At 42.6% G+C, this 8,184-nt stretch carries 8 protein-coding genes, 2 tRNA genes and 1 pseudogene; 2 read left to right on the top strand and 9 right to left on the bottom strand.

What is annotated here, in order from left to right; all coding sequences use genetic code 11:
- Window positions 1–56: 56 nt before the first annotated feature.
- Together Q0C19_RS02560 and dmeF are read right to left on the bottom strand one after the other, a co-directional pair.
- On the bottom strand, window positions 57–1,121 hold the full coding sequence (locus Q0C19_RS02560; protein WP_295052524.1) for an SO_0444 family Cu/Zn efflux transporter: 1,065 nt from the start codon (window positions 1,119–1,121) through the stop codon (window positions 57–59).
- 90 nt (window positions 1,122–1,211) lie between these two features.
- On the bottom strand, window positions 1,212–2,144 hold the full coding sequence (gene dmeF / locus Q0C19_RS02555; RefSeq protein WP_295052522.1) for a CDF family Co(II)/Ni(II) efflux transporter DmeF: 933 nt from the start codon (window positions 2,142–2,144) through the stop codon (window positions 1,212–1,214).
- Between the two features lie 75 nt (window positions 2,145–2,219).
- On the opposite strand from dmeF, the gene Q0C19_RS02550 reads away from it, so the two are divergent.
- On the top strand, window positions 2,220–2,492 hold the full coding sequence (locus tag Q0C19_RS02550; protein WP_295052520.1) for a metal/formaldehyde-sensitive transcriptional repressor: 273 nt from the start codon (window positions 2,220–2,222) through the stop codon (window positions 2,490–2,492).
- 20 nt (window positions 2,493–2,512) lie between these two features.
- Here the strand turns inward: Q0C19_RS02550 and Q0C19_RS02545 are convergent, their stop codons facing one another.
- Together Q0C19_RS02545 and Q0C19_RS02540 are read right to left on the bottom strand one after the other, a co-directional pair.
- Complete coding sequence (locus tag Q0C19_RS02545) at window positions 2,513–2,698, bottom strand: hypothetical protein (protein ID WP_295052518.1); 186 nt, start codon at window positions 2,696–2,698, stop codon at window positions 2,513–2,515.
- Window positions 2,699–2,748: 50 nt separating this feature from the next.
- Window positions 2,749–3,492, bottom strand: coding sequence for a polysaccharide deacetylase family protein (locus Q0C19_RS02540; protein WP_295052516.1), 744 nt, complete (start codon window positions 3,490–3,492; stop codon window positions 2,749–2,751).
- 135 nt (window positions 3,493–3,627) lie between these two features.
- On the opposite strand from Q0C19_RS02540, the gene Q0C19_RS02535 reads away from it, so the two are divergent.
- Window positions 3,628–5,601, top strand: coding sequence for a GGDEF domain-containing phosphodiesterase (locus tag Q0C19_RS02535; protein ID WP_295052514.1), 1,974 nt, complete (start codon window positions 3,628–3,630; stop codon window positions 5,599–5,601).
- On the opposite strand, the gene Q0C19_RS02530 is transcribed toward Q0C19_RS02535, so the two are convergent.
- The 5 genes and pseudogenes from Q0C19_RS02530 to Q0C19_RS02510 all read right to left on the bottom strand — a co-directional run.
- The gene (locus Q0C19_RS02530) at window positions 5,582–5,737 is read right to left on the bottom strand and encodes a membrane lipoprotein lipid attachment site-containing protein (protein ID WP_295052512.1); all 156 of its coding nucleotides are present in this window, start codon (window positions 5,735–5,737) and stop codon (window positions 5,582–5,584) included. The genes Q0C19_RS02535 and Q0C19_RS02530 overlap by 20 nt on opposite strands.
- An 88-nt stretch (window positions 5,738–5,825) precedes the next feature.
- A complete protein-coding gene (locus Q0C19_RS02525; RefSeq protein ID WP_295052510.1) occupies window positions 5,826–7,274 on the bottom strand; it encodes a sensor domain-containing diguanylate cyclase in 1,449 nt (482 codons plus the stop codon).
- Window positions 7,275–7,422: 148 nt separating this feature from the next.
- Window positions 7,423–7,497, bottom strand: a tRNA-Glu gene (locus Q0C19_RS02520).
- A gap of 23 nt (window positions 7,498–7,520) precedes the next feature.
- Window positions 7,521–7,596: transfer RNA gene (locus tag Q0C19_RS02515), tRNA-Lys, on the bottom strand.
- 105 nt (window positions 7,597–7,701) lie between these two features.
- Window positions 7,702–8,184: pseudogene (locus tag Q0C19_RS02510) on the bottom strand (porin); the annotation flags it as partial.

Genomic DNA, 8,184 nt, shown 5'->3' with positions numbered 1-8,184 from the left:
TGGCAAATAATTGCGGAATTATAGCGGATAATACACTGAAGGGGGGTGTCGCTGTTTTAGGAGCAACACGATCCTCCCTTGCAGGATGTGTCCTTTTTTTGAAACCGTTCACGTATTAAGTGCCATCCCATAAGTCCCAGCATGAGAATTGCGGCACCTTCTTGGAGGATTCCGTGGTGCTTATGCAGATCCACACTTATATTGATAGAAAGCGACTTAAATAATAGGTCGATGGATGCTCCGAATGCAATACTTCCGATGGCAATGACCGAGAGATAAATGACTAAAGCGCGTACTCCCAGCATCGATTTGACCGCCCCCATTGTTACGGTATTCGTTGCGGGTCCTGCACTTAAAAAGATAAAGGCGGCACCCGGAGAAACTCCGGCAATGAGAAGAGAAGCGGCTATCGGAAGCGATTCGGTAGCGCAGACATACATAGGGGCGGCGATCGCCACGGCTATCAGATAGCTCAAAATACGATTGTCATTAAAGAGTTCCTGCAGATTGGAGGGGATAGCTGCTGTAATAAAAGCACCGATCAATAACCCCCAAAAGAGCGGTTTGCTAAAACTCCCCAAGAGTGTGACCAAGCCGTAGTGAAAAACTCCCGATACCGAAAACGGCTTTTTATCCTCTGTTTTCGTCATCCGGATAATCTTTGGAGCAGATTCCGGTGCTGTGGCGGTGAAAGCAACGCCTTGTTTACCCACTTCTTTCGGCTCAAAAAAATTCATAACCATTCCGGCAACAATAGCAATAATAACAGACGTGAATACGCGATAGAGGGTAAATATCCCTCCGAACATCCCAAATGTTGCCAGAATCGAATCAATCCCCGTGATCGGAGTAGAGATCAAAAATGACATGGTTGCCCCTTTGGAAGCACCGTTACGTCGAAGCGATGCGGCAAAAGGGATAACGCTGCATGAACATAAAGGGAGCGGTGTTCCAAACAAGGCAGCTTTATAGATAGAACCGTGGGTATTGGAACCTAAATGCTTTTGAACCCATTTTTCACTGATGATTTGGTGCAATACTCCTGCAGCCAATAGGCCAAACAGGATATAAATTCCCATATTGACACTTAAGTCCCAAAACGCTTCCAAGATAAGATACATAGGATACCTCTGATAATAAAAATAATAACTATTATCGAATTGTATTTACTTCCCCTTAATCTATACTTATAGAATACGGAAAAAGGAAGATTATCCTTGGTTCACTTCCACGGTAATGTGAGCCAACTCTTCATGAATGCTCAGCTGCTCTTTGAAAAAATCGGGTGAAACCCCTTCGGACGTATGCAAGGAGAGGATGCATGAATATTTTCCTTTGCCGACACGCCATACGTGTAAATCGGTAATCGTTGCTTTGATAGGGCTGGCTTCAATGACTTCATAGATTTCTGCCACTACGGGGGCATCCATTTCCGCGTCCAATAAAATACGTCCTGAGTCGCGTAGTAATCCGTATGCCCATACGCTCACCAATCCCGCTCCGACAATACCCATTATCGGATCGAGCCAAGCCGCCCCCCATAACTTACCGCAAATCAAGGCAAAGATTGCCAGTACAGAGGTAGCAGCGTCCGCGATGACATGCATATAGGCTGATCGGAGGTTAAGGTCGTGATGGTGCTCGTGGTGACTGTGGTTGTGATCATGGTGATGATGATCGTGGGAATGTCCGTCCTTGAGGAGCCATGCACACGCAAGGTTGACCAGTAACCCGAGAATTGCAATTTCAATAGCTTCATTATAATGGATGGGTGTCGGTGAAATCAGCCGTTCTGCGGATTGGAACAGCATAAGTCCCGCAACTGCGACTAAGAAAATGGCACTCGTATAGCCCCCGAGCACTTCGATCTTCCATGTTCCGAATGCAAAACGCTTATCGTGGGCGTATCGTCGTGCCGCACTGTAAGCCATAACCGATAAACCCAACGCCAAAGCGTGTGAACTCATGTGCCACCCATCAGCCAAGAGGGCCATTGAATTATAGACCCATCCGCCGATAATCTCAGCTACCATCATGAAAGCGGTTAATGCTACTGCGATACGGGTATTGCGCTCGGCTAGAGGATTTCCCTCATCAAAAATATGGGAGTGATACCAGCGTTCGGCAGAGGGTGAAACATGCATTGGAGTCTATCCTTTGGTAAAATTATGATACTATACCCCAGTATACTTAATTAAGATTAAAAAACAGAGAGCACTATGGCACACACAATTCATGCTAAGAAACAATTATTGACACGGGTTCGGCGTATAAAAGGGCAGGCTGAAGCACTGGAGAAGGCGTTGAATGATGAAAAAGAGTGTTCCGCGGTTCTTCAGCAGATTGCCGCGATCCGAGGAGCAGTCAACGGTTTGATGAATGAGGTGTTGGAAGGGTATATTCGCGAACATCTTGGGGCAAATGTCCCTGCGCAGCAAAGGGATGAAGATTTAGAGAAGTTAGTGGGCGTGTTGCGCTCGTATTTGAAATAAACGGCGGAGTCTAGGAGAGGCTACTTTTTAGCATTGCAATCGGTATCGTTTCCAAAAATACATCGTCCGTTAACGATCAGTTTTCGGATAAAAAAGAAAAGAGAAATAGAGGCAAGAATACCGCTGATAATGGCATGCGGCATAAGACCTTTTGCGAAAAAGGAGAGGGCGGCTACTATAAAGGCAAAGGTTATGATCAGACACATGGATTAGCTCCTAGAGTGGATAAAGATTTTAGAGTACCGCCGAAATCTCTTTAGGGAAGGCGATGAAGATGTTCTTTGACATCACTGAGGCGAATGAAACTGAACCCTTCCGCTTTGAGTTTGGTGACCCCTTCAATGACCCCCTCGCGCGTTCCGCCCTCTGGATGGTTCATGTGAAATATAAGAATGTCTCCGCTACGGGCGCTCTCTAGCTGCTGTGCCACTTTGGGCGCGCTAAACGTTGCCCCGGCATCCCCTAAAATACTGAATCCGGTAATTTCGACTCCATTTTGATGGGCGATGATGACGGCCTGTTCGTCATAATAGGCGGTACCGGAACGGAAAAATCGGGGACGTTTACCGGTGAGTTTTTCGATCAAATCTCCGTTACCGTTGATCTCATGCGCGACGTCTTCGGCTGATACGGTACCGGGGATATTATAAATACTTTTGCCGTTGACGGACAGAGGATGGTGTGCGGTGCCGTGGTTTGCGATCTCAAACAAAGGGTTTGCCGCCAAGCGTGCGAAAATTTCCGGATTACTCTGTATCCAGCGGGAGTTAATAAATAACGTAGCCGGAATATGGTTGTCCGATAAAAAGTTGATAAGTCCTGCATCGAATTGAGAACTGCGGACACTTCCTCCACACGCATCAAACGTAAGGGCGATCTCTTTTTTAGGGGTATGAAATGTCGTAACGACACCGCTTACATTTTCCCCCCATTGCTTCGGTTCATCGGCAATAAGCGAAAAAACAGCCGCCAATAAGAGCAAAAGTGGTTTATTTCTCATATAAAGTACCTTTTATAGTGGAAACGAAATTGTAGCGTAGCTCCTGCATAGAATTACTTTTAAGATATTTTTCACCACCATTGAGATATCATCAATCGATTTTAAATATCACTTATTTAATAAAGCGGGTCAAACGTGCCACATAAAACAACCTATACCAAGATTGCGGCTAAAATAATTTTTATTACGATGTTTGTAACTCTTGCGGCCGCATATTTATACGGCGAGTATATGAAAAAAGATGCCATAGCAAATCTGGCACATGTCGATGCCAAAAAAACAAGTATGCTGGTCTTTGAAGCTTTGTATTCCGCTATGCAAAGAGGGTGGAATAAAGACGATTTGGAAGAGATCATCAGCAGACTCAACCGAGTTGATTCTCATATGAAAGTCAATGTTTACCGAAGTGAAATTGTTGCAAATCTATTTGGGGAAATTCAAAAAGACAAAATGGCCCGAGAATCGAACCCAGAGGTCGCAAAAGCGATCAAGGGGGAAGAGGTATTAAATATTTCGGATGTCGAGCTTATTGAATACTACTATCCGGTTGTTGCAAAAGAGAATTGTTTGAAATGTCATGTTAATGCTCAAAAAGGGGATATTTTAGGGGTTATAGATATCTCCTATCCTGTTGAAAATTTAAAAGTGCCTCTGTCTGAGATGATAAACTTTTTTATTCTTTTTATTATTATGTTTTCCATTGTTGTCTACTTGTCTATATTTATTGAACTCAAGCAGTATGTGATCAAACCGATTAAAAATTTCTCTAACTTGATTAAAAATATAACCGCATCCCAAGATATGAGAAAACGGATTGAAGTGAATGAGAACATCGAAGAGATTGATGCGATAAAAGATGTCTTTAACAGCATGCTCGATTCTATCGAACATCAATTCTATTATGACGTGTTAACCGGTTTGGAAAATCGAAGAAGACTGACCGAAAGGCTGGAAGAGAGACATAACATTTTTCTGATGATCATTAATATAGATTCGTTCCAAGAGATCAATGATCTCTACGGTGAACCTGCGGGAGATTTGATTTTAAAAGAATTCGCCCAATTCTTGAAGGGGATAATGCCTAAGCAAGAGGGACTGTATCGCCTCCATTCGGATGAATTTGCCCATATCTGCAGCAGCGGGATGGATTTGAACGAGTTTAGACTTTTTGCTTCACTGCTAAGCGAAAAGATTTCGCAAAAAAGTTTTAAAATCGATGATAAAAGTGAAGTGAGTCTCAGTGCTACGATGGGGATATCGTACGGATCGGAGATGTTACTTGTGAATGCGGATATCGCACTGAAACGTGCTAAAAAAACTAAAAAGAACTTTTTGATTTATGATAATTCAATGGCTATGATGAAAGAGTATGAGAAAAACTTCGACTGGACGAAACGGCTCAAAAAAGCGATCGAAGAGGATAAGATCGTTCCGGTATTTCAGCCGATAGTGGACACGAAAACACAGGAAATCGTTAAATATGAAGCGCTGATGCGAATGGTAGATGATCAGGGGTTATACATCGCTCCGATCCATTTTTTAGAGCTTGCAAAAAAGAATAAGCTCTATCACCAGCTCACAAAAATTATGATACAGAAAACATTTGAAAAATTTGAGAGTTTGCCTTATTTCGTCTCAATTAACATATCCGTAGAAGATATTTTAAATAAAGAGATATACCACTATATCCTTAAAACGTTGGAAGCATCTGCAATAGGGAATCAGATTGTATTTGAGATTATAGAATCGGAAGGAATTGAAAATTTCGATCAGGTTTTAGAGTTTATCAATGATGTCAAACACTACGGTGCCAAAATCTCGATCGATGATTTCGGTACCGGGTATTCGAACTTTGAATATCTTATGAAGCTAAAGGTCGATTACATCAAAATTGACGGATCGATGATCAAAAATATCGACAGTGACAAAAATGCCCAAATGATTACCGCATCCATTGTAAGTTTTGCGAAAAATATGAACATCAAGACGGTTGCGGAGTTTGTTCACTCCAAAAATGTTTTTGATAAGATCAAAGAATTGGAAGTCGATTATTCACAAGGATATTATTTCGGAGAACCGACCGATACGATCACTCCGTTTTCTCTTTGACGTACGACGCCCCTTGATTCACTTTCCCTTTTGTCCAATCCGCCGCATTGGACGAATCTTCTTTAACACCGCTCCAGGTAGCGGAACAACCGGAAAGCACTAGGATAGACAGAAGGATAAAAATAAACGGTTTCATGAATATCTCCTTTTAAAATCACCTATCAATAATTATAACGAAGGAAGTATTAACTGAGAAGTAGAGATTTGATTTTTCTCTCAGAAAATTAATATCCTAACACGGATTCTATCCGATTTTTTCCTAGCTCTTTTGCGCGGTACATCGCGGAATCGACGCGTGTGAGAAGGGTGTCTATCGTATCGCCGGTATGTGCGGTGACAATGCCGAAACTTGCGGTTACAGGGGCCGTGGAAAGATGCGCGAGACGTGAGTCTTCTTCGAACCCTTTACGCAGTGTTTCGGCTATCAGTTCAGCGTTTTTAAGATCCGTATCAACCAGCCCGATAATAAACTCCTCCCCTCCCCATCGGCCGATGATGTCGGTGCGGCGAAGACGGGTTTTTAGGAGCTCGGCAATTCGGATGAGGACATTGTCTCCCGCTTGATGACCGAGTGTGTCATTGATGGTTTTGAAGTTGTCGATATCGAAAAAGATAAGGCTTAGCGGGTCACCACTTCGGTTGGATAGAAGGAGAAAATCATTAAACAACTCATTGAAGGCAGTTCGATTCATCAATCCGGTCAGGGTATCGTTGCGTGCCATGAACTCGAGTTTTTCATTGTATCCTCGGATCGTTAAAAGAATGATGAAAGTGATAATGACGGTCACCAGCAGTGAAGCGGCAAGGTTTAGATAAAAAGTCTGGCGTACATTTTTGGTAAAGTCATCCAATTTTGCTTCGACAAGGAGGTAGAGATCGAGTTCGGGGATGTATTTGGTTTTGAGAAGATAGTTTTCACCATCTTTTTGATATTCGAGGATTTTGGAATCTTTGATAATGATCTGATCTGCAAGAGTGCGCAGTTCGGGAGTATCGTAAAGGCTTTGGATCTTGGTATCGGTTCGTTCGGATAAAATAATTTTTCCCTCTTCGTTCACGAATAGAACCGTGAAATTGTACTCTTGCCGGAACCGTTTGAGCATATCGTTGATGTAGGATATTTTCAATCCGATCCCCGTAGCTCCGACGAAATGGTAATCATTGTCGTAGATCTTATGGTTGATAAACATAATCAGAGAGTTGTCCAGATTGTTATTGAAATCCAGATTGATCTCATGATCCCCCTGCAGTTTTTTGAATTTAAAATACCACTCATTATTGGATTTTGAATTGCTCAGATGTTCGAGAAAACCATTTTGGGTGTAGTAGCTTTGGGTTTTTTCCGAAACTAAAAAGGCGACGAACATACCGTATTTATTTTTGATCGTATCAAGATAACGGATGATTTTATCGCTGTTTTGTTCATCATTCATAAGCCAGTCTTTGAGAAACGTATCGTGTGCCATCATCGATGCGACGAGATTCGGTTCGATGACGTGTTTTTGAATTTCGGTGTAAATATTATCCACCGTCAACGGGAGGGAACGGGTTTTGAGATCGGTTTCCGTGGCACGGAGAGAAACCATGAAATTGATGAGTGAAATACTGATGGAAAGGGCGATCATTAACACCGATATGGTGATTACGATGTAAAAATTATTTTTGATTTTCATAAGGGCTCTTTTATCACGTTACAAAATAGGGGAAAGTGTAGCATGATTTTAAAACGATTGCCTACAATATAAGAATGAGAGAACAGTGACAGTAGTGCTTAGTGAAAATTTAGAATTTTATAAATAGATAAGAAAAGGGAGCTTAAAGTGGTGACCCCAACGAGATTCGAACTCGTATGGCCAGAATGAAAATCTGGAATCCTAACCATTAGATGATGGGGCCACATGAATGTGGTTGAAAAAAAGTGGTGTCCCGTGATGGATTCGAACCATCGACCCCTTCATTAAAAGTGAAATGCTCTACCAGCTGAGCTAACGGGACGTAAATAACAATAAACTGTTCCAGCACAATTTATGGACGGGAATTATAGCGGTTATAACCTTTGTTGTCAATAGAATTTAGGGATAAACGGGACAAATGTTGAAATCAGAACAGATAATCGGCAATAATACGGATATTATGTTCGTCATACGCTTTATTTTTGAAGTGTGTTGTACTTCCGCTGTCATAATTGATATAGGCTAACCGTGTCCGCAGTCGAAGTTCTTTACGCGGCTGATAGGTTGCATCGATGTTGTATTCGTCTGAATCGGGGCGGGGATTTTGGGTGAGTGATGAGGAGCTGGATTGGAGTTTGTCACTTTGATCGATTTTCACGTATTTGGCGGAAATTTCGAACGATGAGGCCGGACGGTAGGTGAGGATGCCGCCGTACGCTTCTGCCCCTGCATTTTCACTTTCTCCGTCGATTTGCAAGTCGGTGTAGGTGATAAAGGCTCCCCATCCAGTCTTTTCGTACCGTCCACCTGTTCCCAATAGGCTCTGATCGCCTATAAGGGTGTACAGAGCGCTCAGACTCCATTTCCCCTTTGTTAGTGTCCCTCTTAGTCCCAGAAGGTAGGTATCGAC

The sequence above is a fragment of the Sulfuricurvum sp. genome (assembly GCF_023250475.1).
GTDB lineage: Bacteria > Campylobacterota > Campylobacteria > Campylobacterales > Sulfurimonadaceae > Sulfuricurvum.
This window is presented reverse-complemented; position numbering and strand designations above follow the sequence as displayed.

Bases quoted from the DNA above. Each gene is read 5' to 3' on its own strand.
- dmeF (WP_295052522.1), bottom strand. From the start codon at position 2,144: ATGCATGTTTCACCCTCTGCCGAACGCTGGTATCACTCCCATATTTTT.
- Q0C19_RS02550 (WP_295052520.1), top strand. From the start codon at position 2,220: ATGGCACACACAATTCATGCTAAGAAACAATTATTGACACGGGTTCGG.
- Q0C19_RS02545 (WP_295052518.1), bottom strand. From the start codon at position 2,698: ATGTGTCTGATCATAACCTTTGCCTTTATAGTAGCCGCCCTCTCCTTT.
- Q0C19_RS02560 (WP_295052524.1), bottom strand. From the start codon at position 1,121: ATGTATCTTATCTTGGAAGCGTTTTGGGACTTAAGTGTCAATATGGGA.
- Q0C19_RS02530 (WP_295052512.1), bottom strand. From the start codon at position 5,737: ATGAAACCGTTTATTTTTATCCTTCTGTCTATCCTAGTGCTTTCCGGT.
- Q0C19_RS02525 (WP_295052510.1), bottom strand. From the start codon at position 7,274: ATGAAAATCAAAAATAATTTTTACATCGTAATCACCATATCGGTGTTA.
- Q0C19_RS02540 (WP_295052516.1), bottom strand. From the start codon at position 3,492: ATGAGAAATAAACCACTTTTGCTCTTATTGGCGGCTGTTTTTTCGCTT.